Raw genomic sequence first — 21,508 nt, forward strand, 5'->3', positions numbered from 1 at the left:
CAGAAACAGCACCGCGACCGCCCGACAGAAACAGCACCGCGACCGCCCGACAGAAACAGCACCGCGACCGCCCGACAGAAACAGCACCGCGACCGCCCGACAGAAACAGCACCGCGACCGCCCGACAGAAACAGCACCGCGACCGCTACGGGCCTTTTCTGAATTTCGCGGCGCCGCGACTCCCTTATCTTGAACCGTTGCCGAACGGTCCGGGCGGAAGTCGCAGGTCGTCGAGGTCGGGGAGGTGCTTCACGTTGAAGACGACCTGCGTGCCGTCGACGGTGGGCGTTCCCTGACAGGAGAGCCGGAAGCCGCGGTCGACGAGGTCCTCCGTGAGGATGTGGTCGACGGGCATCGAGATGTCGCCCTTGATCACCGCGACCGCGCAGTTCGCGCACGCGCCGCCGCGACATGAGTACGGCCAGCGGTAGCCCTTCTCCATCGCCGCTTCAAGGAGCGACTGGTCGGGCTCGACCAGCACGCGACCGAAGTCCGAGGGCGGGAGATTCGCCTCGGCGGCGCGGTCGAACAGGTCGGGGTCCTCGAGGTCCCAGCCGTAGTCCTCGACCGCCTCGTAGTTCAGGAAGTCCACGCGCCGCGCCTGCGGTTCCGTGCGGACCGATACGTCATCGGGGTCGAACGCTCCCTCGCCGTTCTCCGTCCAGTCGTCGTCGGTGATGCGCTCGTAGGCCGTCCTGACGAGCTGGAACTCCTGCAGCGAGCCGCCGTGGTCCGGGTGGGTCTCCTTGACCGCCTCGCGGTAGGCGCGCTCCACCTCGCGGTCGTCGGCGTCCGACTCGATCCCCAGCACGTCGTAGGGCGACCCCATCAGCGTCCCGTAGTGGTCTCGCGTGTAAGAGCCTTCGTCCGGGTCCCGCTGCGTGGGACCGACGACGCGACGGCGGCGCCGCCGACACCCCTTCCCACCGCGCTCAGGGCCGCGTCTCGGCCACGCGCTCGATGGCCGCCGACAGCACCGCGATGCCGCGGTCGAGGTCCGCCTCGTTCACGTCGAACGTGGAGGTGTGGTGCCCGCCGGGGTGGTCGGTGCCGACGCCGACGTAGCAGGCGAGCCCGCCCTGCTGTTGCACGCGCTGCATCAGGAACGTCGCGTCCTCGCTGCCGCCCAGGTCGGCGCGCTCGACGAGGTTCGTCACGTCCGCGGCCTCCGGCGCGACCTCGCCCACGACGTCGACCAGCTCCTGGTCGCTTTCCGCGCTCGGCGCCTGTCCGAGCATCTCCACCTCGACCTCGCAGTCGTGCATCCCCGCGGCGTTGTCGAGGACGCGCTCGGCGTGCTCGTACATGTAGTCCGCCAGATCCGTCGTCTTTCCGCGGACCTCGCCCTCGACGAACGACTCCTCGGGGATGATGTTCGTCGCGGTGCCGCCGCCGACCATCCCCGCGTTCACCCGCGTCGGGCCGTCGGAGTGGCGCGGGATGGCGTAGAGGTTCTGGACCGCGCTCGCCATCGCCTGCACCGTGTTGCGACCGGCCTCCGGCTGGGCGCCGGCGTGGGCCGGCTCGCCGGTGAACTCCGCGAGGAAGTGCCGCACCGCGAGGAAGCCGTCGACGCCGCAGACGATCTCGCCGGAGGGGTGGTCGAGCCCGATGTGGACCGCGTAGAGGTAGTCCACGTCGTCGAGGTGGCCCGACTCCGCCATCGGCTTACCGCCGACGATCTGCTCCTCACCGGGCTGGAAGAACACCTTCAGCGTGCCCGAGAAGTCGGAGTCGAGCACCGCGTCGATGGTGCCGAGTCCCATCGTCGCGTGCGCGTCGTGCCCGCAGGCGTGCATGTGCCCCTCGTTCTCCGAGCGGAACCCCTCCGCGGCGGGGACGTGGTCCCCGTCCTCGGACTCGGTGATCGGGAGACCGTCGATGTCGACGCGGAGGCCGACCGTCGGCCCGGCGCCGCGCTCGACGACCGCGACGCAGCCGGTGTAGCCCCCCTCGAGCTGGTCGAGCACGTCCGGGTCCGCGCCGGCGTCGCGGGCGCGCTCGAACCACTCCGAGAGCGTCGCCTCGTCGGGGACGTTCAGCCGCTCCCCGCCGGCCAGCGCGTCGCGGCCGACGTGGAGCGCGTCGAGGTCGCGCTCGCGGAGCTCCTCGACGATGCGGGCGGTGGTGTAGAACTCGCACCACGCGGGCTCGGGGTGGCGGTGGAGGTCGCGGCGGAACTGGCTGTAGCGGTCGGTCTCCGTCTTGCTCATACGCCGAGGTGACGACGCGAGGACTTAAAAGGACGAACAGCGGCAGAGTCGTCCCGGATCCGAGGGACGCCCGCACCTCGAGGTGTCGCCCGCGACCGGCTCAGTCGCGGCGGTGCCCGAGCGGCTTCTTGCGGTCGATCTCGATCTCGACGTGGATGGAGTCGGGGAAGTCGCGGCTGGCGACCTCCGCGGCGATGTCGTCGGCGCCGTGGATCTCCATCGACCTGGCGTACACCGAGTAGTCCCACGAGGGGAACTGGTCGCCGGCGCCGAGCCGTTTGTACAGCGGCACGCGGAGCTCCTGGGGCGGCGAGGAGTGCGGGCCCTTGCACTCCGCGCCGCGGCGTTCGATCTCGTCGCGGAGCGCCGAGACGGTCTCCTCCAACACGTCTCGGTCCCCGGACTGGAACGCGAGTTTGGTTACGAAGGTCATGAGCGGGAGTTACCGACACGTGCGTTCCCGAGGGGTAAAAGCGCACCTACCCCCGACCCGCGTGCGAGCGTCCACCACGCGCTCGGCGTCGAAGCCGCGCCCGGGGTCGAACACACGACCGATCTCGAACCCCCGCAAACGACGGGACGCGAGTTACCTCGCCGCCCGACGGATCGCGGCCGAAGGTGGCAGTTCGTTCCGCGGTCCGACACCCTCTTTACATGGGGTCGCTTACCTTTCGCCAATGACGGTCGAAGCGACGAGCGCTGGAGCCATCCTCTTCCGCGACACCCGCGGCGAACGGGAGTACCTGCTCCTGAAGAGCCGTCCGGGGGACTGGGAGTTCCCCAAAGGCGGGGTCGAGGGGGACGAGGAGCTCCAGCAAACGGCGATCAGGGAGGTGCAGGAGGAGGCCGGAATCGAGGACTTCCGGCTCATCGACGGCTTCCGCAAGGAGTACGACTACGTGTTCGAGGCGAACGGCAAGACCATCCACAAGACGGTCCACCTGTTCGTCGCTCACTCCTTCGAGGCGAGCGCGGAGCTGTCGAAGGAACACCGCGACCTCCAGTGGCGCGACTACGAACAGGCGATCAACACGATCACGCAGGACGGCCCCCGCGAGATCCTCGAGGACGCCCACGAGTTCCTCGACGAGAAGAAGACCGAGTCGGACGGCGGCTACGTCTGACCGGCCGGGCCGTTCCACGAGGGGGGCCGGTCGGCTGTCGGTGGCGTCCCCCGACGACAAGGCTGAAATACGCTCTCTCCGAGGTACCCCTATGTCCGAGAGTCGCGACGACGTACTGGCCTCGCTGTTCCGTGATACGCGACGGAACGCCGCGATCGGCTGGATGATCGTCGCCCTCACGGTGTTGACGCTGGGCGAGTCGGTCGTCACGCTCGATTACCAGTGGACGCTGCTGTCGGCTGCGGTCCTCGCCGTAATGGTCCTGCCGCCGCTGGCGCGGCGCAACCGGTGGGTGATGCTGCCGTGGGAGCTCCTCCTTCTGGCCGCGATCCCGGTCGCGACCCGGGGCGCGCTCACGCCGACGGTCGAGTTGGGAACGTTCGCGACCTACCTGTCGCTGGCGGCGCTGGCGCTGCTCATCGTGGTCGAACTCGACATGTTCTCCCGAATGCGGGTGACCCACTGGTTCGCGGTCGCGCTCGTCGTGGTGACGACGCTCTCCTCGGTGGCGCTGTGGACCATCGTCCGCTGGAACCTCGACCGGACGATCGGGACGAGCTACCTCGCCGACAACGAGACGCTGATGGTCGAGTTCGCGTGGGTGACGGTCGCCGGACTGGCCGCCGGCGTCCTCTTCGACCTCTACTTCCGGCGGCGCGACAGGGTGCTCCGTCGCCGTCTCCAAACGGAGGAGGGGGTGGAGCTGTGATCGACCGGCTCCGCGGCCGGCTGCCGGGCGACACGCAGCGTCGCCTCACGCGCGCGATGCAGGGCGCCCTCGTCGTGCTGTTCGCGTGGGGGATCTGGGCTAACCAGCCGAAGGCGGTGACCAACTCGCTCGTCGGGCTGGGAGTGACGCTCGCACCGGCCGTCTTCGAGCGCAACTCGCGGGTGGCGCTCGACCCCTTCCTCACGCTGTGGCTCACGACGGCGGTGGTGCTACACACCCTCGGCTCGGCGGGGCTGTACGCCAGCCTCGGCTGGTGGGACCACCTCACGCACGCCGCGTCCGCGTCGTTCGTCGCCGCCATCGGATACATCGGCGTCCGCGCCATCGACGTGCACCACGAGGAGGTCCAACTCCCGACGCAGTTCTTCGCCGTCTTCGTCGTGCTCTTCGTGCTCGCGTTCGGCGTCGTCTGGGAGCTGTTCGAGTTCGCGCTCGACGTGATCTCCTTCCGGACCGGGATCCGGATGCCCCTCGCGCAGTTCGGACTGGACGACACCGTTCGCGACCTGATGTTCAACACCGCCGGCGCCGTGATCGTAGGGATCTGGGGACAGGCGTACCTCTACGGACTCGGCGAACGGCTCGTCGAGGCGCTTCGCGCCGCCGACTGAGCCGACCGCTTTTTCTCCGGGCGGCCGCTATCGGACCGCGAGCGTGGACCCCGACTCCGAGTTCGGCTACGAACTGCTCGTCTGCCGGTGGGCGGAGCGGGCGTGGCACCCGACAGAGGGGCCGCGCCCGGTCGTCGTCGGCAGACAGATCGGCACCCGGAGCCGCCGCTGGGACACCGTCGTCGTCGAGGTCGACCCCGAGGGGCTCCGCCAGCGGCGGAAGTTCGGCGACGCGGCGCTTGACGCGGACCTGCTGGGCGTCGTCAGGAACGCGCCCGCGGCGTGGGCGTGGTACCGCGAGGCGCTCCCCGAGCCGGACTACCCCTGGCGCTACGTCCGGGAAGCGGTCCACCGCGCGGCGGACCGTGACCTGATCGAGACGCGGAAGCGTGACGGCCGGATCGAGCTCCGCCGCAAGCGCCCCTATCCCGACTGGGTCCGACGGATCGTCGCGGTCGAGAACAAGCCCGACCTCGACGCGAGCGCGGCCGCGGCGCTGTCGGACCAGCTCGACCACGACGTGGAGACGGCCCTCGCCGACGAGGTGTGGCTGGCCACGTCCGCGACCGGCGGACGCGTGGAGCGCGCGCTCCTGCGCGAGATGCCGGTCGAGGCCGGCATCCTCGTCACCGAGTTCGGGGGCGGCGTCGCGGCGGACGCCGCCCGCGTCGAGTGGCTGCCGAGCGGCCTCGCGCCGTCCGGCGACCGCGACGCCGCGACCGAGCGCCGCCGCCTCGTGTTGGCCGAGCGCGCCTACGGCCGCGGCTGGCGCTCCTACCACGACACGATGCGCCCGGACTGCCGCAACTTCGAACTCCGGCGGGCGGGCGACGCCGTGGTGCCCTTCTGTACCGCGAAGGGCCGGATCCCGACCGCGCGCGAGTGCGCCGGATCCTGCGGCTCCTTCGCCCCCGAACCCCCGCAGTGGCGGACGAAGGGCTGGCCCATCGAGGGCGGCCCCGGAAAGGGGATACAGCGGCTGCTGGCGAACCGCCGCCGACGCGCCCGGTACCGAACGCTCCGGCGCTGAGGGGTCGCGGCGCCCGCTCCGCGACCGTCGTACCGACCCCCGCTGTGGCCCGTCCGACGCCCGGCCCGAGTTGACCGCGGTTTCCCTGATAAATGGCTGGGCGGTGGACGAAGCCGGGGACAGAAATGCTCCGCCGCAGGGACAGAAATGCTCCGCCGCAGGGACGGAAATGCTCCGCCGCAGGGACAGAAATGGCCCGCCACGGGGACGGAAAAATGCCCTCAGCGCAGCGCGGCCGCGACCTTCTCGACCGGGTGGGGCGGCTCCGTCTCGACGCCGAGGTGCTCCAACTGCGACCGGCAGGAGTTACCGGGCGCGACGACGGTTTCTCCGGGGCTGTCCCCGACCTGATCCGCGAGGATGGCGCCGATGGCCTCGCTCATCGAGAGGTGTTCGGCCTCGTAGCCGAAGGTGCCGGCCATGCCGCAGCAGGTCGAGTCGAGGGGGTCCACGTCGTAGCCGGCGCGGCGGAGCACGCCGACCGCGTGGTGGTCCTTGCTCGTCGCCTTCTGGTGACAGTGCCCGTGATAGGTGAGCGTCTCCCCGGGCGCGTCGAAGGCGAGGGCCTCGTCGAGTCGGTGGGCGTCGACGTACTCCAGCGCGCCGTAGGTGGCGCTCGCGACCGCCGCGACGCGGTCGTCGTCGACGTCGCTGGCCGAGCCGCCGAGCAGGTCGGCGTAGTCGGTTTGGACCATGACGGCGTCGGAGGGCTCGACGACCACGACCTCCCAGCCGTCCGCGACCGCGGGAGCGAGTTCGGTCATCGTCGCCTCGGCCGTCTCGCGGGCGCGGTCGAGGAACCCCTTGGAGTGGGCGGGGCGCCCGCTCCCCGGCACCTCGGCCATGCGGACGTGGCAGTTCGCGGCCTCGAGAAGGGCGACCGTCGCCTTCCCCGCGCTCGGGTTGACGTAGGTCGTGTACGCGTCCGGGAACAGCAGCACCTTGCGGTCGGCGTCCCGCAACGGGACGCCCGCGCCCTCCCGCTTCGCGAACCAGTCGCGGAGGCTCTCTCGGCGGAAAGTCGGGAGGTCCCGCTCGGCCGCGATGCCGACCGTCTTCTCCAGCAGCGCGCTCGCGCCGGGGAGCTTCGGCAGGCGGTTGGCCACGGGCGCGAGCGCCGAGCCGATGGGCGCCAGCGCCTCGAAGCCGGCGAGCATGCGGTCCCGGAGCGAGGAGCCGTGCTCCTGGTGGCGGGCGTGTTCCACCTCGGCTTTGAGCTTCGCCATGTCCACCTCGCTCGGGCAGTCCTTCTTGCACCCCTTACAGCCGATACAGAGGTCCAGCACCTCGGTCGCGAACTCGTCGCTCGTCGGGTCGTCCGGGAGGTTTCCGGACATCGCGCCGCGCAGTGCGTTCGCCCGGCCGCGGGTCGACTGCACCTCCTCCTCGGCCGCGCGGAACGTCGGGCACATCACGCCGCCCGTCGTCTCCTGCGGGCCGCGACAGCCGCCACAGCCGTGGCAGAGTTCGACCATCCCCTGGAAGCCGTTCTCCTCGGGCCAGTCGAGCGCGGTGTCGAACTCGGCGTCGAACGCGTAGCCGGCGCCGAACCGCAGGTGCTCGGTCATGTCCGTCTCGCCGCAGACGTTTCCGGGGTTGAGGAGCCAGTCGGGGTCGAAGGCGGTCTTGAGGCTCCCGAACGCCTGCCAGAGGTCCTCGCCGTACAGTTTTCTGTTCCACTGCGTGCGTGCGCGGCCGTCCCCGTGCTCGCCCGAGACGGCGCCGCCGAGCCTGACGACGAGGTCCGTCACCTCGTCCGCGATGGACGCCATCGCCGCGACGCCGTCCGCGCTCTTCGTGTCGATCAGCGGCCGGACGTGGAGCACCCCGGGGCCGGCGTGGGCGTAGAACGTGGCGAACGTGTCGTGGTCCGCGAGGATCTCCTGAAACCCGCGGGTGTACTCCGGGAGGTGTTCCGGCGGGATGGCGCAGTCCTCGATGAAGGAGATGTGCTTCTGATCGGAGGTGCGCGACAGCAGAATCGGGAGGCCCGCCTTCCGCATCTTCCAGAAGCGGTCGCGCGTGGCCTCGTCGTGGGCCTCCATCGCGTCGCGGGCGCGGCGCGGGGCCGCGGTCGTGTCGGCCGCGCCGGCGGTCGGGTCCGCGGCGGTGTCGGGGGCGTGTCTGTCGGCGTCGGGCGCGTCGGCGTCGGGCGCGTCGGCGTCGGGCGCGTCGGTTTCGGGCCCCCCGACGCGGTCGGCCACGAGGTCCGCGACCTTCTGCCGGCCCGCGTCGTCGCTCTCGGCGTAGAACTCCACGAGGAGGACCGAGTCCGTGCCCTCCGGGAGCATGCCGACCACGTCCCCGAACTCCTCGGTGTCGCGCGCGAGGCCGAGCAGCACGTCGTCCATCACCTCGACCGCGGCCGGGTCGTGTTCTAAAACCGGCGCCACGTCCTCCATCGCGTCGAGCAGGTCGTCGTAGGTGAGCAGACAGACCGCCTTCGTCTCCGGGATCGGGACCAGCGAGACGGTCGCCTCCGTGACCGTCGCGAGCGTCCCCTCGCTCCCGGCCAGCAGGCGCGCGAGGTTGACGACCCCTTCCTCGCCGTACTCGCCGCGCGCCTCCGCCAGCAGGCGGTCGAGGTTGTAGCCGGAGACGTTCCGCTTCAGGTCGGGGTAGCGCGCCTCGATGGCCTCGGCCTCCTCGTCGAGGATCCTGACGACCTCGGCGTAGATCCGGGACAGCAGGTCGTCTGCGTCCGCGTCGGCGGCCTCACGGAGTTCCGCGACCGTGATCTCGCCGAGGGTCGCCACCGTGCCGTCCGCGAGCACGGCCTCGACCTCCTCGACGTAGTGGTCGGTCTTGCCGTACTTCAGCGAGTGCGAGCCGGTGGAGTTGTTGCCGATGGCGCCCCCGACCGCGGACTTGTCGCGCCACGCGGGATCGGGCGCGAACTTGAGGCCGTGGGGCGCGGCCGCGTCGTTGAGGTCGCCGACGTACGCCCCCGCCTGAACGCGCGCGACGCCCGCCTCGGGGTCCACGTCGACCACCTCGTCCATGAACCGCGAGAGGTCGAGCACCACCGCCTCGTTGACGGTCTGCCCCGCCAGCGAGGTCCCCCCGCCGCGGGGGAGCACCGGGACCCCCTCTTCGGCGCAGTACGACTGCACCGCGGCCACGTCAGCGGTCGACTCGGGAAGGACGACGCCGACCGGCGTCACCTCGTACGCCGAGGCGTCCGTGGCGTAGAGCTGCCTGGAGTAGGCGTCGAAGCGCACGTCGCCCTCGACGCGCTCCTCCAGCGCGGCCACGAGGTCGGGGCGCTCGACCTCGCCGCCGGCGTAGTCGAAGTCGTCGTCGGTCCGCGGGTCGACCGGGTCGACGGCTCCGCCCGCGGTCCCCGACTCGGCGGCGCCGGTCCCCGGCGCGTCGCTTGACATGTCCCGGACAACGCCCCGACGGACCAAAAGTCCCACCGACGGGGCGGGCGTCGCCGGGGTCGCCGAGGCCGACGCGCGACGCGGTCCCGACTGTGCGGCCGTCGGTCAGGCGACGGTGAACAGAAGCAGGTTGTGGACGCCCGGACCGAGCCCCACGGCCGCCACGAAGCCGAGCAGGAGGTACCCCTCGGTCGGGTCCTCCTCGACGTACTCGGCGAACAGCGTGACGACGCCGGCGATCACCGCGAGCTTTACGAGGACGAACAGCCAGCCGACGCCGACGAGGTCGGCGGTCGGGAGCGCGGCCGCCGCGTCCATGATGTGCCGCGAGAGCGGGGACCGCTCGCCGAACCCCAGCACGTCGACGCCGACCGCGGTCGAGACCGCGTCGAGCGCGTGGCCGAACGTCGCCAGCGCCCCAACCCCGCCCGTGACCGCCGCCCGCGGAACCGTCCGCACGACCGCGAGCCACGTCGCGGCCGCCGTCGGAACCGACAGCGCCAGCGCGACGGCCGGCCAGAACGGCGAGAGCGTCCCGCCCTCCGCGCCGGCCAGCAGCGTCGCGGCGGCCGCGAGCGCGAACGCCGCGACCCCGACGCCACCGAGCAGTGCGGGAACGCGGTCCGTCTCGGGTGAGTGGTCTCCCGTGAGGTCGGCCGCCACCCAGACCGCACCGGCGGCCGCCACCGTCGTGAGGTACACCGCGGGCGTCCCGCCCAGCGGCCGCGCGACCGCCGGTAGGCCGCCGGCGACGTGGAGAACGTGGAGACACGAGCCGACGGCGATCCACGGCGCGAACGCGAGGACAGTCCGCTCGGTGACGGCGGGGCGACGGGCGCGGAGGCCCGCTCCCACCGCCGCGAGCGCCAGCGCCAGCGCGGCGAGGTACGGCAGCGGCGGGAGCGCGAACCCCTCGGGGAGCACCTGCATGCCCGGAGCCGGGACCGCTCGGCGTGAAAGGGTTTCGGGTCGGACGGCGTGGCGATTCCGGCCGGTGGGCGCCCGTCCGGACCGCCGCGGGTTCGGTTCCGGCGAAGCTCGTCGCGTATCTTCAAGGCTTTACGTGCGGCCGGCGAGCGCCCACACATGAGCCACCGTATCCTTCTGCTCGGAGCCCCCGGTGCGGGGAAGGGCACCCAGAGCAAGAAGCTGGCCGAGGAGTACGACCTCGAACACGTCACCACGGGCGACGCGCTCCGCGCGAACAAGGACATGGAGACGGAGTACGGCACGCCCCGTTCGTTCATGGAAGCGGGCGAACTCGTCCCCGACCCGGTCGTCAACGAGATCGTCGAGGCCGCGCTGGCCGAGGCCGACGGCTTCGTGCTCGACGGCTATCCGCGCAACCTCGACCAGGCGGAGTACCTCTCGGAGATCACCGACCTCGACGCCGTCATCTACCTCGACGTGGACGAGGACGTGCTGGTCGACCGCCTCACCGGCCGCCGCGTCTGCGACGAGTGCGGCGCCAACTACCACGTCGACTTCCAGCCGCCCGAGGAGCCGGGCGTCTGCGACGAGTGCGGCGGCGACCTGATCCAGCGCGAGGACGACCAGGAGGACACCGCCCGCGAGCGGCTCGAGGTGTACCGCGAGAACACCGAACCGGTCATCGAGCACTTCCGCGACGAGGGCGTCCTCGTGGAGGTCGACGGCGAGGGCACCCCCAACGAGGTCTTCGACGAGATCACCGACGTGGTCGAGTCGTAGGCGTCGCGCCGCCGCGCTCGGCTCCGGCGGAGCCACTACCGGGCCGTTCCGCCCGAGCGCACCGAACTACAAGGTTCTTAACCGTCCCTCGCCAACCTCGCGGCAATGAGTAAGGTCGAACGCAAGGTTCGCGCCCTCGTCGCCGAGGACGGGGAGATGCGCGAGGCGATCCAGGCGGTCCTCGACCGCGCCTCCGACGGCGAGGTCAAGTGGGTCGACGTTCGCGACGATATCACCAGCGGGCAGTGGGGCCGGCTGATCGAGAAGGGCGTGCTCGTCGACGGCGAGTCCGGCTTCGCGCTCGCCGACCGCGACGCCATCGCGGCCGGACTGGAGCCCGAAGAAGACGACTCCGGTTCGGCCGCCTCGACTGGGTCGGACACGGAGACCCCAGAGGGGGCCTCGTGGTCGAAGTGGGACAAACTGGCGGGGCTCGTCACGGTCGGCTTCTTCGTCGGCTACATGATGGAGCCGGTTCGGAACATCATCGCGGGCGCGGTCGACCTCGTGTTCGGCCCGCTCCTGAACGTCGTGCCCTTCTACGTGGTGGTGATGGTCGTCGCGCTCGCGACCGGGCTTTACTCCACGCTGTTGCGCGCCGGCCTGATGGACATGGAGCGGATGAGCCAGTATCAGGACCGGATGAAGGAGATCCAGGAGCGCCGCAAGGAGGCGAAGGAGCGCGACGACCAGGAGGCGCTCGACCAGATCCAGGAAGAGCAGATGGAGGCGATGGGCGACCAGCTCGGCATGTTCAAAGAGCAGTTCCGCCCGATGGTGTGGATCATGTTCCTCACCATCCCGGCGTTCCTCTGGATGTACTGGGCGGTCGGCTACCGCGGGAGCGAGGCCCAGTACGAACTCGGCCAACTCGTCGTTCCCATCGCGGGCACCGTCGAGTGGACGCAGGGCATCGCCGGCCCCATCCAGATGTGGATCGTCTGGTACTTCCTCTGCTCGATGGCGTTCACCCAGATCGTCCAGAAGAGCCTCAACATCCAGATGTCGCCGTCCTCGTCGTAGGACCGCGGTTCGCGGCTGCGGCTCCGTGCGGACCTTCTCGCGACCCGGGCTACTCCGCGTCAGCGTCGGGTACGCGGTCGGGCGCGTGCTCGCGGATCAGCGCCAGCACACGCTCGGCGCCGACGAAGCCGTCCGCGAGCCGGTCGACCGGCTCGTCGCCCTCGAAGAGTACCAGCGTCGGCACGCTCCGCACGTCGTAGTCGGCCACGAGGTCCAGGTCCTCGCCCGGGTTCACGGACGCGACCGCGACGTCTCCGACCTTCGCGACGGTTCCGAGGATCGGGTGCATCGACTGACAGAGCGTGCAGCCCTTCGTGTAGAACATCACGAGCGACCAGTCGGAGTCGGCGAGCAGGGCGTCCAGTTCCTCGCCGCCCGAGAGGTCGACTGGGCGGTCCGGTGCGGCCGCGGCTTGCGGGGTCGTCTCGGTCATTACCGGGAGAAGGCGACGAGGACGGTTAAGCGCCGTGACGAGGCCATGGGGGTGCGGAAACTCGGAACGCCCACAGGGCCCGTGGCGTTCGTCGGCATTCACCCACCCGACAGGTAGGCGACGTTTTCGGGGTACGGATACTCGGCCTCCAGGTGGGCGAGGACCTTGGTCGGATACGGCTCCCACGAGGGAGTCGTCTCGAGCTGGTCGGGCCAGCAGGCCTCGAACACGGACTTGATGTCGAAGACGTTCGAGACGTTCACCTTCCGTTTCCCGTTTCCGCCCTCCGAGACGGTGGGTCGTTTCGCCCCGAACTCTTCGAAGCTATTCTTGAGCCACGTGGCCCGTTCGGGGTTCTCGACGGTGATACGCCAGCCCTGTGAACGGAAGTAGCCGGCCGACTCGAGGTAGCCGCGGACGAAGGCGGGCCGGTATGCGTCCGAAAGCGAGGGGAAATCGCCGGGGTCGCTGGAGTCGGCCGGGTAGCCGGCCGCGAGAAGGTGTTCGATGAACGTCGGGTTGCTGATCTGGAGGTGAACCTTCTCCTGTTCCCGCGGGCGGTCCGAGTTCGAGTAGGTGTTGATCGCGTAGCCCGACTCGACAGTGTCCGCGAACCCGCGCACGAAGTGCTCCTTGCTCGCGACGCGGGCGACCTGCAGTCCGAGGCTCTTCGACCGGCCGATCTCGCTGACCGTTGAGTAGGCGAACAGCGTCCCCAGCCAGTAGGCCTTCTCGGCGGTATCGATCGCCTCGAAGTAGTCCTGATCGATCGGCGTCGACGTGCCGCGTTGGAACGTCTCGAGCCCGGCCGCCTCCTTGGCGTCATTCCAGGTGCCGAAGACGTACCGGATCGCGTCCGACGACGTGGCGAGATCGAGCGCGTCGAACTCCGCAACCGTCGGCGACTTCCCCAGCTCGTCGGCCGCGTGCTGGAGGATCCGGACCATCTCCTCTCGCCGTTCCTCGTCGACGGTCCGCCGTATCTCCTCGGGATCCTCCGGGAGAATCTCGTTCAGGTGGGCGTCGATCTCCTCGATGATCTCCTCCGACATCATCCGGATCGTCGATCAGGGAAGGGAAATAGTTACAGGAACCGGCGGACACCTGTGCGGCGCCGGTCGTCACCGTTCCGCCGGCCGAGTGGATATGGCGTCACTCGATCGCTTCGTCGATGGCGGCGGTCATCGCTTCCGTCACGGCGTCCCGGAACTCGGCGTAGGAGGCGTACGCGTCGCTCGTGGGCAGTTCGAGGAGGCGGAGCGGGTGGCCGTCGGCGATGGTACACGCGTCAGCGACGGCGCCGCCCTGCGACGGGTAGACGAGAACGCTGGGCGCGGCGTGGGCCCGTTGGTACGCGGCGATCTGGTAGAAGTCGGCGTTGGGCGGGGCGCCCCGCTTCCACTTGGCGTCTCCGACGAGCCGGACGGTCCCGCTGGCGTCTCGAACCGTAAAGTCGGGTTTGAGCGTGATGTCGAACCGGCCGTCGTGAAGGAGCCGCTTACTGGCGTCCTGCCTGACGATCCGCCAGCCTTTCCGGTCGGCGACGGCCGCTTCCGCCGCCCGAGAAACGACACTCTCGAACACCTCGTTCATGTTGACGAGAAGCGAGAAGGCGCGCCGGGACCCCGAGGTGACGTCTCCGACGTGGCTATTTCTGAGGAACAACTTCGTCAGCCGAAGGATCCGTTCGTAGTGTTCGTTGAGCCGGTCGAGTTTGATGGCCGCGACGTCGGCGTGGGTGATGTGGGTCCGGCTGACGTCGCGACGGAGGGCCCGTGCGTGGCGCCGGAGCGTGCCGGTGAGTTGGTCGCCGGAGACCATTCTGAGGAGCCCCTCCGTGACCCGGAGGATGGCCTGGTTGATGGGGATGTCGGGCGTGAGCTCCTCGTAGGTGCACTCGAACTCCGTAGGGACCGGCGGATGGCGCTGTATCTGGCGCTGGACGTCGAGCCGACCGCGGAGCCGCCGTTCGACCGACTGCCGCGTGACGTAATCCGTGTGGAGGCCCCGGTTCCGGACACGCTGGAGTTCGCGCTCGTACAGGATTCCGAGGGCGTCGACGAACAGCGTTCCGGCCTCGATCCGGGTGTCCGTGTCGAAGGTGTGCGCGGACGCGGCGGACGCGTACTGGAGGGCGTACAGAAGGTTCGTGGACGGGATCTTCGGACGGATCTCAAGCGTCGGTCCGTCAGGCAAGCCGACCAGGCCGACGTACGACGTGGCGGTGAGGACGGCGTTGCCATCGGGCGTGTACGAGACGTCCACCCGGTCGCCGCCGCGGTCCGATCCGCCGTTGATCTCGTCACGCAGGTACGCTCGCGCCCGCTCGGACAGGGCGATCGGCGAGGCGGATTCGTACTCGGAGAGGACAACGGTTCGATCGGTCGCCGCGTGTGGGTCGGTCGTGTCTGGGCGTACGGGCATGCCGAATCACTCGTCGACGTCGAGCAGCGTCGCGAGCTCGGCGGTGAGCGTCGCGGCGTCGAACGACCGGATCTCTTCGGTGTCGTAGTCGATGAGGCGCTGTCCGCCGCCACCGAAGATCGCGTCGCGGATGCGGTCGAACTGCCCGTAGAAGTATTCCTCAAGCAGTGGCAGGATCTCGAAGCGCCACGTGTCGACGAGCTCCGGGCCGGTGGTCTTTCCGAAGAAGAACGAGTGGCCGATCTGTTTGCCCTTCCCGAGGTCCCCGGTGGCGAGGATCGTCTCGTTGAACTCGATGACGGCGAGGATCGAGAGCGCGAACAGCCGATTGGCATGGCCGGGGGTCTCGGCCGCGGTGCGGAGCGCGTCAATCGACGTAAACGGCGCGGAGGAGTCCTCTACGATGGCCTCGAAGTCCGGCGGAAAGGCGAGGAACCGGAAGCGCCGGCGGAGTGCGGCGTCGACGAGCGCGATCGAGCGGTCGGCCGTGTTCATCGTGCCGATGAGGTAGAGGTTCGGCGGGATCGTGAACGCCTGACCGGAATGGGCGAGTGAGACGGTCGTCTCGTTGGCGCCGTCGAGCCGCTTGTCGTACTCCAGTCCGGTGATCGTTTCCCCGAAGATCTGCGCGAGGTTCCCGCGGTTGATCTCGTCGATGATCAGGACGTACCGCGGCGTGTCGTCGATCGCGGTCCGGTACGCCTCGCGGGCGGACTCCACGAACTCCTTGAACACGCCGGGCTGGTAGTCGTAAACGACGCCGTCGTCGGTGTTGTCCGCCTTGAGCCCCTCGATGAAGTCCTCGTACGTGAACGAGGGGTGGAACGTGACGGTCTCCAGCTGGTCGGTCGTCGGGTCGATGTCGGACTGCTGGTGGAGCCACCACTTAGCGAACTGCGCGGCGGTGTACGTCTTCCCCGTGCCGGGCGGCCCGTAGAACACCATCTGCCCGGTCGCCGCCAGCTGCCGGGCGATGTCGTCGGCCTGGTCGGGCTTCTCGGCAGTAGCGAGCGGCTGTCCCTGCCGGATGGGCGTCTGCCGGCGTGGCGTCGTCACCGTGTAGTCCTCCTCGAGGACGGCCCGGACGTTCACCGGCTTCGCGTACTCGCCCACGTCAGCGGCGCGCTGGAGGTCGCGAAACAGCGCGAAGAACAGGGTCTGCGGCTCGGTGAGGGGTTGGACGGCGCCGATGCCGAGCCGCGACACTGCGGTCGTGAGCCGCGGCTCCGTCCGCTCGTACAGGTCCCTGAAGAGCTCGCAGTACGCGTCGTCGCGCGGCGTGACGTCGCCGTCCGGCTGGATGGTTGGCAGCGTCTCCGCGAGATGGCTCACGGCGGTCGAAAGCGTCTCGTCGGCGAACCAGTCGAGGCCGTGGTCGCTGAAGGCGCTCCGGACGCGGACGTCGACGAGCGCCTCCTCGATCGAGTTGTACGCGTCCGCGGGGGCCGGGCGTTGGACCTGGTAGTACCACGTCTTCAAGTGGTCGAGCAGCGCCGACGACTCCGCGATGAACAGCTCGAGCAGTGCGGGCGGACAGCGCGCGAACTGGACCTCCGCGAGGGGTTCCCGGTCGGCGTCGTAGAGGAAGTCGCCGTGTTCGTCCGCGATCCGGTTGAGCCGAGCGGCGTACGACGGGTCGTCGAAGACGTCGTCAAACAGGCGGATCGTGTCCCGGAGCGGCCGGTATTCGGAGACGGCCACTGCGCCGTCGGCGTCCCGGGCGGTCGAGGACGACACGACCGACGTGCCGACGACCTCGTGGTCGTCACCGGCGAGGTGGAGAACGACGTCACCGATCGACGCGTCCTCCGTCCCGTCGGGGGCGACCAGCTCCGCGCTGGCGGCCGGGGCCCGGTCGGCGAGTGACTCATGTACGCCGTTCGGACGCGCGTCGATCCACACGTCGGGGGGCTCGCGGTGTGCGAGGAGGAGGCGCTCGACGGACCCGTAGTCGTCCTCGACGGTCGTTCGCTCGGCCTCGGTGAGGCGACGGAGCGACCGCGCGGGCTCGTCGTCGAGCACGTCGTGGAGTCCACGCCGGTCGATCGACACCGGGATCGGGACGCCGAGCAGCAGCACCGTGTCTTCGAGCTCCCCCCACGGACCCGACGCGATTCCGGACCCTTGCGAGGCGATCCCCGGCGCGCTTCGGACGTCAGTGACCGTCGCGACCCACGCGTATCGGTCTCCGTCGAGGTCGAAGAGGACACGGTCATCGACGACGTCCCCCGGGTCGAAGGGCGCGTCAGTCGGGACCGGCAGGCACCGAACCGGATCGCCGTGAGTCGCGGGGAGCGCGGCCGGGAAATCGCGCCGTTTGAGGCCCGTTCGAACGAAGTCGTCGAATACGTTGGGAGAGTCGGAGAGGGACGCCAGAAGGAGCGTCGAGCGCATGCGTTGCCGTATAACGCGCAACCGACGACATAAATGCCGGTGGCTCGGCCGGTCTCGGGCCGCCCGGCCCGACACTTATCACCCCTGCCCTCGCAGAGACGGGTATCCTCTGGAGGGTTGCGTAGATGGGATTTGCTCTGTCGAACCCCGAGTGGGTCGAGGCGAGGTCCTACCAGCAGGACGCGATCCGGTCGTGGGTGGGGGGCGGCGCCCGGGGGGTGTTGCAGATGGCGACCGGGACGGGAAAGACGGTGACCGCGCTGATGGCGGCGACCACGATCACCGAGCAACTCGAGGGGAAGCTCGGGCTGATCATCGCGGTACCGTATCAACACCTCGTCGACCAGTGGCGGGAAGACGTACAGGACTTCGGCGGGAATCCGATACGCGCCTACGAGTCCCGGGCAAAGTGGGAGGACCGGTTCGAGGGGGAGGTAGCGGAGTTCAATCGCGGGTTTCGCGACGGCTTCGTCGTCGTCACGACGCACGAGACGTTCACCTCGGAGGCATTCCAGCGGATCCTCTCTCGGATCAATCGGCAGGAGCTGATGCTGATCGGCGACGAGGTGCATCACCTGGGCGCGTCACACCGCCGTGAGCGGCTGCCTGAGCGTATTCCGATGCGGCTCGGCTTGTCGGCCACGCCGCAGCGCTTCTACGACGATGAGGGGTCCGAGGCGCTGTTCGAGTACTTCGGCGACGTGGTCTACGAGTACTCGCTGGCAGAGGCGATCCGGAACGGGAACCTTTGTGAGTACTACTACGTCCCGCACGTCGTCGATCTCACGCCGGAAGAGGCGGACGAGTACCTGAAGCTGTCGCGGAAGATCGCCCGGTTGGTGATGCAGTACGGTGGCGACCTAGGCGACGCCGAGAACAACGAGCGGACGGACCTGAAGTTCGCGCTGTTCGAGCGCGCACGGCTGGTCGGGACTGCCAGGAACAAGCTCGACCGACTCATCCAGCTGATCGGGGACCAGGGACCGGTTCAGCACACGTTGGTGTACTGCGGGGACGGGAGAGTGGAGGGGAGCGTCGGGGACCGGACCGAGCGGCACGTGGACGCGACACTGTCCGAGCTGCGGAAGCTCGGCGTCCACGCGAAGCGGTTCACAGCTGACGAAGACCGGGAGGAGCGGGAGGAGCTCCTGGCGGCGTTCGACGACGGGGACGTCGAGGCGCTGGTGGCGATCCGTTGTCTGGACGAGGGCGTCGACGTGCCGGCGACGCGGACGGCGTACGTTCTGGCGAGCTCGTCGAACCCGCGCCAGTTCGTGCAGCGGCGCGGTCGGATCCTCCGGACGCATTCGGGGAAACAGCACGCGGTGATCCACGACTTCATCGTGGCGCCGCCGCGCGAACTCCGGGACGCGACGGCCGACGACGAGCGGTTCAAGACGGAGCGAACGCTCGTGCAGCAGGAGCTGGAACGCGTGCAGCTCTTCGGCGAGGCGGCCCGGAACCACCCCGACGCCGACGTGCAGGGCATCCCGACGGACGCGGGAGCGATCGGGGAGCTGAAGCGCGCGTTCAACCTCCGACAGCTCTGAAGGCGATCCTCACGACGGCACGTCTCCACGTCGCCGTAGTCCAACGCGTGGTCGGGGAACAATCATTAAGGCGGCTGGAGCGATAATCTCCGAGCATGGACGAAGGGGGTTCGACGCCGGACGTCGATAAAGAGACGCTCCGCCGGATTCGAGAGCGGACGTTACAGGCGGAGAGCGAACAGCTGCACATGCGACGGCCGCATAAGATCATCCCGGAGATCAGGGAGATCGTCGAAGAGGAGATTCCGGAATAGATGCAACTGCACCGGCTGCATCTCGAGAACTTCCGACAGTTCCGGTCCGAGACCGTGGAGTTCGCCCTGGGTGACGACCGGAACGTGACGGTGGTCCACGGACAGAACGGCTCCGGGAAGACGACGCTGAAGAACGCGTTCCTGTGGGTGCTGTACGACGAGTCGAGCTTCAACCTGCGCCCCGACAAGCTCGCCAGCCAGGGGGCGCTCGCGGAGGTGGATCCGGGCGAGACGGTCCCGGTCGAGGTGACGCTGGAGTTCGAACACGAGGGCGTCGACTACGAGGTGACGCGGTCCTACGAGTACCAGCGACAGGCGGCGGACGACTACCTCGGCGAGATCGTCGACGAGGACCTGTCGCTCTCGTATGAGACCGCGGACGGCGACCGCGGAACGCGACGGAACCCCCAGCGCTCGATCGAGCAGATCCTCCCCGAGCGGTTGAGCGACCTGTTCTTCTTCGACGGCGAGTACATCACGCAGCTCTCGGAGGGCCACAGCCAGGCGGAGGTGAAGGAGGCGATCCAGAACATCATGGGCCTCACCATCATCGAGCGGTCCATTCGACACCTCGGGGAGGTCGAGCAGCGGTTCGAGTCGGAGGTCCAAGAACACGGCAACTCCGAGCTCTCGGAGTTGCTCGACACCCGGAGCGAGCTGCGATCCGAGGTCGAGGACCTCACGGGGTCGATCGAGAGCAAGAAGGAGAGCAGACAGCGTCTCCGGGAGGAGATAAGCGAGATCGAACGCAAGCTGGAGGGGATCGAGGAGGCCGCGGACCTCCAGGAGGAACGGGAGCAGCTCGAGTCGCGGCGGGACGCGCTTGAGGCGGAGATCGCGGAGATCAACGAGTCGATCGACGACGAGATCAGCAAGAAGGGACATCTGCCGTTCGTGATGCCGGCAATCGAGGCGACCGCACAGGACCTCGACGACCTGCGCGAACGGGGCGAGATCCCCTCCGAGGTGTCGAACCAGTTCGTGGAGAAGCTGCTCACGCAGGGGGAGTGCATCTGCGGCCGCCCGCTGGAGGAGGGGACGCACCCGTACACGAGCGTCGAATCCTACCGGTCCGACGCCGCCGAGAACGGGGTCGATCAGGCCGCGATCCGCATCATCTCCCACCTCACCAGCATTCAGGACGAGCAGACCGAGTATCAGGAGCGGATCGACGAGCTGCTCGAGCGGCGGTCGGAGCTCCGCGACGAGCTCACGTCCGTCGACGAGCAGCTCGACGAGATCCAAGGCGACCTCGAGGAGATGAACGTGACGGACCCGGAGACCGGCGAGACGCCGTCTGAGCTGGAGTCCGCGCGGACCCGGAAGAAGTCGGAACGTGAGGATTTGAAACGCGAGATCTGGGACCTGGAGCGCGACGTCGAGACGCGTGAGGACCGGCTCGAGGAGATCGGCGAGGAGATCGACGAGGCGCGGCAGGAGGAGAGCCAGGCCGAGCTCGCTCGACGGCGGATGCAGGCGACCTCGAAGGTCCAACAGCAGCTCGAGGCGTCGTTCGAGCAGCTCCAGGACCAGGTGCGGGAGTACTCGAACGACCTCGTCTCGGAGACGTTCGACGAAATAGCGACGAAGGGCTACGAGGCCGAGATCACGGACGAGTTCGAGCTCCGGATCCGCGATCAGCTGCAGGGGAAGTATCTGGAAGTCGATAAGTCCCGTGGGGAACGGCAGATCGCGAGTCTCACGTTCATCGGAAGTCTGGTTCAGATCGCCCGCGAGCGGTACGAGTCAGACACGGACGCGGAGTACTTCAGCGGCGGCATCTACCCGATCGTGATGGATTCGCCGTTCGGCGCGTTGGACGACGAGCACCGCCGGACGGTGAGTCGAGTGATCCCGCGGATGGCCGAACAGGTCGTCGTGCTCGTGACGGACTCCCAGTGGCGGGGGCCGGTCGCGAGCGAGATGAACGAGATCGCGAGCCGGCAGTACCGGCTTGACTTCGACGAGGGCGACGGCGACACCTCGTATCCGCAGACTACCATCGTCGAGGAGACCGTCTCCCAGAGGGTCAACCAATGAGCGAATCCAGCACTGCGACGACACGACAGTACTACCACCGGCACGACATCTATGAGAAGATGGTCAGCGACTGGGAGATATTCGACAGCCTGATCGACTTCTTCGTGTTCTCGGCCAGCGTCGGCTACGCCGTGAGCGACCGGCCGACGGTGAACACGTACGCCGAGTCGGAGTTCCAGGGGACCACCGACGAGGGGACGCGAGGTGAGATGCTGTGGATGCACTTCACCGACAAGCCGACGTACCGGGCCGTCGCCGCGTCGATCGCCTACCAGCACACGAGCGACTCGAGCGCGCTCGTGGAACCAGAGACGCAACTGGAGGTCCTCGCGCGGTACGCCCACGCCGGCGCGATGCGTCTGGAGCGTGAGTTCGGCGACGCGGCGAATCCGCCGCGTGACGGAGTCATCTCCTTCATCGACCGCTTCCACGAGGCCGACGGCACCGCGGACAACGAGGACATCCTCTCGAAGATCGTCGACAGCTTCGACAACGACATGATGAGCGGCTGACCGGAGCGGTCGAACAGGCCTGCGCGGTCTTGCGCCCCTTCTCTTCCAGTCTCGCTACCGAGGCGAACGCAGCGACG

19 protein-coding genes are annotated in these 21,508 nt (G+C 68.9%); 10 read left to right on the top strand and 9 right to left on the bottom strand.

Translation table 11 applies throughout. From position 1 onward, the window contains the following. Positions 1–184: 184 nt before the first annotated feature. The 3 genes from fer to ACQE3L_RS10060 form a co-directional block, all read right to left on the bottom strand. The gene (fer, locus tag ACQE3L_RS10050; RefSeq protein WP_426963643.1) at positions 185–829 is read right to left on the bottom strand and encodes a ferredoxin Fer; all 645 of its coding nucleotides are present in this window, start codon (positions 827–829) and stop codon (positions 185–187) included. A gap of 103 nt (positions 830–932) precedes the next feature. Next, positions 933–2,213: an amidohydrolase gene (locus ACQE3L_RS10055; RefSeq protein WP_426963644.1), complete on the bottom strand. Its 1,281-nt coding sequence runs from the start codon at positions 2,211–2,213 to the stop codon at positions 933–935. A gap of 100 nt (positions 2,214–2,313) precedes the next feature. Next, positions 2,314–2,646, bottom strand: a complete 333-nt coding sequence (locus ACQE3L_RS10060) for an uS10/mL48 family ribosomal protein (protein ID WP_058366918.1) — start codon at positions 2,644–2,646, stop codon at positions 2,314–2,316. 244 nt (positions 2,647–2,890) lie between these two features. Here ACQE3L_RS10060 and ACQE3L_RS10065 point away from each other — a divergent pair, with 244 nt between their 5' ends. From ACQE3L_RS10065 to ACQE3L_RS10080, 4 genes are all read left to right on the top strand, one after another. Continuing rightward, the gene (locus ACQE3L_RS10065; protein WP_426963645.1) at positions 2,891–3,337 is read left to right on the top strand and encodes a bis(5'-nucleosyl)-tetraphosphatase; all 447 of its coding nucleotides are present in this window, start codon (positions 2,891–2,893) and stop codon (positions 3,335–3,337) included. 91 nt (positions 3,338–3,428) lie between these two features. After that, positions 3,429–4,046 carry a hypothetical protein gene (locus ACQE3L_RS10070; RefSeq protein ID WP_426963646.1) on the top strand — a complete coding sequence of 206 codons (618 nt, stop codon included), beginning with the start codon at positions 3,429–3,431 and terminating at the stop codon, positions 4,044–4,046. Positions 4,047–4,102: 56 nt separating this feature from the next. Then, positions 4,103–4,678 carry a DUF2238 domain-containing protein gene (locus tag ACQE3L_RS10075; RefSeq protein ID WP_426963684.1) on the top strand — a complete coding sequence of 192 codons (576 nt, stop codon included), beginning with the start codon at positions 4,103–4,105 and terminating at the stop codon, positions 4,676–4,678. 43 nt (positions 4,679–4,721) lie between these two features. Then, positions 4,722–5,708, top strand: coding sequence for a DUF5787 family protein (locus ACQE3L_RS10080; protein ID WP_426963647.1), 987 nt, complete (start codon positions 4,722–4,724; stop codon positions 5,706–5,708). A 221-nt stretch (positions 5,709–5,929) separates the two neighbouring features. Here the strand turns inward: ACQE3L_RS10080 and ACQE3L_RS10085 are convergent, their stop codons facing one another. Both ACQE3L_RS10085 and ACQE3L_RS10090 read right to left on the bottom strand, forming a co-directional pair. Further along, positions 5,930–9,091 (bottom strand): FAD-binding and (Fe-S)-binding domain-containing protein, encoded by a 3,162-nt coding sequence (locus tag ACQE3L_RS10085; RefSeq protein WP_426963648.1) that lies wholly within the window; start codon positions 9,089–9,091, stop codon positions 5,930–5,932. A 105-nt stretch (positions 9,092–9,196) separates the two neighbouring features. Beyond that, the gene (locus ACQE3L_RS10090) at positions 9,197–10,021 is read right to left on the bottom strand and encodes a DUF63 family protein (protein WP_426963649.1); all 825 of its coding nucleotides are present in this window, start codon (positions 10,019–10,021) and stop codon (positions 9,197–9,199) included. Between the two features lie 156 nt (positions 10,022–10,177). Between ACQE3L_RS10090 and ACQE3L_RS10095 the strand changes: the two genes are divergently transcribed. Together ACQE3L_RS10095 and ACQE3L_RS10100 are read left to right on the top strand one after the other, a co-directional pair. Further along, positions 10,178–10,801, top strand: a complete 624-nt coding sequence (locus ACQE3L_RS10095; RefSeq protein WP_426963650.1) for an adenylate kinase — start codon at positions 10,178–10,180, stop codon at positions 10,799–10,801. Positions 10,802–10,906: 105 nt separating this feature from the next. Then, positions 10,907–11,824: a DUF106 domain-containing protein gene (locus ACQE3L_RS10100; RefSeq protein WP_426963651.1), complete on the top strand. Its 918-nt coding sequence runs from the start codon at positions 10,907–10,909 to the stop codon at positions 11,822–11,824. Between the two features lie 49 nt (positions 11,825–11,873). On the opposite strand, the gene ACQE3L_RS10105 is transcribed toward ACQE3L_RS10100, so the two are convergent. From ACQE3L_RS10105 to ACQE3L_RS10120, 4 genes are all read right to left on the bottom strand, one after another. Beyond that, positions 11,874–12,257 (bottom strand): thioredoxin family protein, encoded by a 384-nt coding sequence (locus tag ACQE3L_RS10105; RefSeq protein ID WP_426963652.1) that lies wholly within the window; start codon positions 12,255–12,257, stop codon positions 11,874–11,876. A gap of 98 nt (positions 12,258–12,355) precedes the next feature. Next, the gene (locus ACQE3L_RS10110; protein WP_426963653.1) at positions 12,356–13,309 is read right to left on the bottom strand and encodes a homing endonuclease associated repeat-containing protein; all 954 of its coding nucleotides are present in this window, start codon (positions 13,307–13,309) and stop codon (positions 12,356–12,358) included. Positions 13,310–13,409: 100 nt separating this feature from the next. After that, positions 13,410–14,681, bottom strand: coding sequence for an McrC family protein (locus ACQE3L_RS10115; RefSeq protein WP_426963654.1), 1,272 nt, complete (start codon positions 14,679–14,681; stop codon positions 13,410–13,412). Between the two features lie 6 nt (positions 14,682–14,687). After that, positions 14,688–17,075, bottom strand: coding sequence for an McrB family protein (locus ACQE3L_RS10120; RefSeq protein ID WP_426963655.1), 2,388 nt, complete (start codon positions 17,073–17,075; stop codon positions 14,688–14,690). Between the two features lie 125 nt (positions 17,076–17,200). Here ACQE3L_RS10120 and ACQE3L_RS10125 point away from each other — a divergent pair, with 125 nt between their 5' ends. From ACQE3L_RS10125 to ACQE3L_RS10140, 4 genes are all read left to right on the top strand, one after another. Next, entirely contained in the window at positions 17,201–18,625 is a 1,425-nt protein-coding gene (locus ACQE3L_RS10125; protein ID WP_426963656.1) for a DEAD/DEAH box helicase family protein, read from the top strand. Between the two features lie 95 nt (positions 18,626–18,720). Continuing rightward, on the top strand, positions 18,721–18,879 hold the full coding sequence (locus tag ACQE3L_RS10130) for a hypothetical protein (protein WP_426963657.1): 159 nt from the start codon (positions 18,721–18,723) through the stop codon (positions 18,877–18,879). After that, positions 18,880–20,919, top strand: a complete 2,040-nt coding sequence (locus ACQE3L_RS10135) for an AAA family ATPase (RefSeq protein ID WP_426963658.1) — start codon at positions 18,880–18,882, stop codon at positions 20,917–20,919. Next, entirely contained in the window at positions 20,916–21,431 is a 516-nt protein-coding gene (locus ACQE3L_RS10140; RefSeq protein WP_426963659.1) for a hypothetical protein, read from the top strand. Before ACQE3L_RS10135 ends, ACQE3L_RS10140 begins: the two co-directional genes overlap by 4 nt. Positions 21,432–21,508: the final 77 nt, after the last annotated feature.

It is taken from the genome of Haloparvum alkalitolerans (assembly GCF_050122995.1).
GTDB classification, from domain to species: domain Archaea; phylum Halobacteriota; class Halobacteria; order Halobacteriales; family Haloferacaceae; genus Haloparvum; species Haloparvum alkalitolerans.

Bases quoted from the DNA above. Each gene is read 5' to 3' on its own strand.
- ACQE3L_RS10110 (WP_426963653.1), bottom strand. From the start codon at position 13,309: ATGTCGGAGGAGATCATCGAGGAGATCGACGCCCACCTGAACGAGATT.
- ACQE3L_RS10060 (WP_058366918.1), bottom strand. From the start codon at position 2,646: ATGACCTTCGTAACCAAACTCGCGTTCCAGTCCGGGGACCGAGACGTG.
- ACQE3L_RS10070 (WP_426963646.1), top strand. From the start codon at position 3,429: ATGTCCGAGAGTCGCGACGACGTACTGGCCTCGCTGTTCCGTGATACG.
- ACQE3L_RS10090 (WP_426963649.1), bottom strand. From the start codon at position 10,021: ATGCAGGTGCTCCCCGAGGGGTTCGCGCTCCCGCCGCTGCCGTACCTC.
- ACQE3L_RS10120 (WP_426963655.1), bottom strand. From the start codon at position 17,075: ATGCGCTCGACGCTCCTTCTGGCGTCCCTCTCCGACTCTCCCAACGTA.
- ACQE3L_RS10100 (WP_426963651.1), top strand. From the start codon at position 10,907: ATGAGTAAGGTCGAACGCAAGGTTCGCGCCCTCGTCGCCGAGGACGGG.
- ACQE3L_RS10105 (WP_426963652.1), bottom strand. From the start codon at position 12,257: ATGACCGAGACGACCCCGCAAGCCGCGGCCGCACCGGACCGCCCAGTC.
- ACQE3L_RS10065 (WP_426963645.1), top strand. From the start codon at position 2,891: ATGACGGTCGAAGCGACGAGCGCTGGAGCCATCCTCTTCCGCGACACC.
- ACQE3L_RS10125 (WP_426963656.1), top strand. From the start codon at position 17,201: ATGGGATTTGCTCTGTCGAACCCCGAGTGGGTCGAGGCGAGGTCCTAC.
- ACQE3L_RS10115 (WP_426963654.1), bottom strand. From the start codon at position 14,681: ATGCCCGTACGCCCAGACACGACCGACCCACACGCGGCGACCGATCGA.
- ACQE3L_RS10095 (WP_426963650.1), top strand. From the start codon at position 10,178: ATGAGCCACCGTATCCTTCTGCTCGGAGCCCCCGGTGCGGGGAAGGGC.
- ACQE3L_RS10135 (WP_426963658.1), top strand. From the start codon at position 18,880: ATGCAACTGCACCGGCTGCATCTCGAGAACTTCCGACAGTTCCGGTCC.
- ACQE3L_RS10140 (WP_426963659.1), top strand. From the start codon at position 20,916: ATGAGCGAATCCAGCACTGCGACGACACGACAGTACTACCACCGGCAC.
- ACQE3L_RS10075 (WP_426963684.1), top strand. From the start codon at position 4,103: ATGCAGGGCGCCCTCGTCGTGCTGTTCGCGTGGGGGATCTGGGCTAAC.
- ACQE3L_RS10085 (WP_426963648.1), bottom strand. From the start codon at position 9,091: ATGTCAAGCGACGCGCCGGGGACCGGCGCCGCCGAGTCGGGGACCGCG.
- ACQE3L_RS10130 (WP_426963657.1), top strand. From the start codon at position 18,721: ATGGACGAAGGGGGTTCGACGCCGGACGTCGATAAAGAGACGCTCCGC.
- ACQE3L_RS10055 (WP_426963644.1), bottom strand. From the start codon at position 2,213: ATGAGCAAGACGGAGACCGACCGCTACAGCCAGTTCCGCCGCGACCTC.
- fer (WP_426963643.1), bottom strand. From the start codon at position 829: ATGGGGTCGCCCTACGACGTGCTGGGGATCGAGTCGGACGCCGACGAC.